The sequence below is a fragment of the Microcystis sp. M53598_WE2 genome (genome assembly GCF_030067735.1).
Taxonomy (GTDB): domain Bacteria; phylum Cyanobacteriota; class Cyanobacteriia; order Cyanobacteriales; family Microcystaceae; genus Microcystis; species Microcystis aeruginosa.
In genome coordinates, this window is record NZ_JASJFE010000882.1 from 1 (window position 1) to 2,101 (window position 2,101).

Sequence of the window (2,101 nt, forward strand, 5' to 3'; positions counted from 1 at the left end):
CTATTGCAAATGCTGATTCCCAAACCCGATACTTCCCCAGTCGTCCAAGAAAAAACCCCAGACAAGCAAACCAAGGCAACTTTTGTGAGTAATACGGCTAAAAATCCCGATTTATTTAGCCAAGGTGAGAAAATACTGCTTAATTCCACTCCTAACAAAGAAAAAGGCGCAGCGGCCTTTAAAAAGGAAGATTGGTCAAGTGCGATCGCAGTTTACCAACTAGCAGCCACTCCCCAAGCAAACGATCCGGAGGGCAAAATCTATTACAATAACGCCAAAGCTAGACAAAAGGGTAATAAACATACTATAGCCGTCGTTGTCCCCATCGCTAACGACCCCAACAGCGCCAAGGAAATTCTCCGAGGTGTGGCCAGGTATCAAGAGGAGTTTAATAATTCTAATCCGGGTAATCCTTTGGAAATAGTTATCGCTAATGATGGCGGTGGGTTACAATCAAAAGCGATCGCTGATGATCTGATTCAATCCGGTCAAGTTTTGGCAGTTATGGGCCACGGAATCGATCCTTTTAGTCAAAAAGCGATTGAAAGTTACGAAAAAGAAGGATTAGCCATTCTTTCTCCCCTGACTACCAGTGTTAGTCAAACGGGAAATGCAACCCTGAAAACCATTCCCCTTAAGGATAAGTCTCAGGAAGTTTTAGGCAGTTATCTGGAAGCAGTGGCCAAAACTTTGGCTAATTATGCTAGTAAGCAAGAGAATTCTCCCTCAGTGGTTCTTTTTTATAATTCCGATAGTCCCTATAGTCAAAAATTAAAGGATTCCTTTGCTAAAGCAATAAAGGAACCGGGAGGCAAGATAGTTAAGGCAATAGACACAACCAAAGCCAATTTTAACGCTAAAACCGCCATAGATCAGGCAAAACAAGCCGGCGCTAAGGTGGTATTTTTGGCCTTGAGTAAAGACGGCGATCGCATCGATCAAGCCGTGGCTATTGCCCAAGAATCGTCTGGAATGCTCTTATTAGGCGGAAATGAACTTTATACACCCGATATCCTCATTCAAGGAGCGGATAGCATCGACGGATTAGTTCTAGCAGTACCTTGGAGTTTCCAAGCAACGGATCCTTTTGCCAAAGATGCGCTGAAAAGTTGGCGCGGTCGCGTCAGTTGGCGTACTGCTACCGCCTACGATAGCATGAAAGTATTAGGAGAAGCGATCGCTAAAAGTTCTGACCGTGCTACTGTAGTCGAAAGTTTAAATCGAGGAATCACCTTGCAGGGAAGCACCACGGATTTTAACATTTTTAACCAAGTTCCCTTGGTGCGTGCTAATCGCGGCAATGAGGGGCCAAAGGGTTCTCAATATCAGTTCGATCCTAAGTAGGTAGGCGTTAAAAATTATCAGATGCCCCCCTTATCAAGGGGGCAGGGGGGATCGAACCTAAAATCCATTTTTAATTTAATTATAACCAGCTACTTATCTAAAATAGATAATGTGATGTCGAGGAGTAGAATCAAGTCTAATTTTATGAACAATATCTTACCCATCCTAGCTTTATTAATGTCGGTGTCGGGAATTGCCGTGTCTTTGGGACGGGAGGAAGTCCGATGTCGTCTCGGTTTAGAATCGGCAGCCTGTCCCCGGGAAGAAGAAAAAACCAGCGAAGACACCCCCGCAACTACCCCCGCAACTACCCCAGAATCTCCCCGGATAGAAAAAACTCCCACGGAAACTACCCGCAATAGCGAAGCTTCCCCCGAAGTTTCCCCGTCTCCTGAAAGCGAAACTCCAGTGGAATTCACTCCCATCCCGGAAAAGAACCCCAGTCCAGAAGTACCCCCCGAAAATCCCCCCACCTCAGAAACCAAAGCGCTCGAAGAAACTCCAGATGCAGAAAAAAGTCCGGATGTCAATCCATCTAAAGATGGAGAAACTGAAAGTATTCCGTTAGAAGTTATTCCCCCCGCACAGTAAAATCGGACAAAATCAATTTCTGGTGGGGTAGGGTTGATTCATGAATCAACCCTACAGATCCCGGACATTGACACTCCCCGCTCTAAAGAGACGGGGATTCTTGGTTCACAGAGATTACTTGCTTAGACAGAATTGCTTCTGAAAAAGTAGAGGTATTCTCTCCCCA

2 protein-coding genes are annotated in these 2,101 nt (G+C 45.2%); both read left to right on the top strand.

Annotation, left to right across the window (positions count from 1 at the left end; all coding sequences use genetic code 11):
* A partial coding sequence (locus PX636_RS17930) for an ABC transporter substrate-binding protein (RefSeq protein WP_288118136.1) occupies positions 1-1,344 on the top strand: 1,344 nt, incomplete at its 5' end.
* A 144-nt stretch (positions 1,345-1,488) separates the two neighbouring features.
* Positions 1,489-1,935, top strand: a complete 447-nt coding sequence (locus tag PX636_RS17935; protein WP_288118138.1) for a hypothetical protein — start codon at positions 1,489-1,491, stop codon at positions 1,933-1,935.
* Positions 1,936-2,101 lie beyond the last annotated feature (166 nt).

What these genes read in the sequence shown, in the direction of transcription:
- PX636_RS17935 (WP_288118138.1), top strand. Translation starts at nt 1,489, where the DNA reads ATGAACAATATCTTACCCATCCTAGCTTTATTAATGTCGGTGTCGGGA.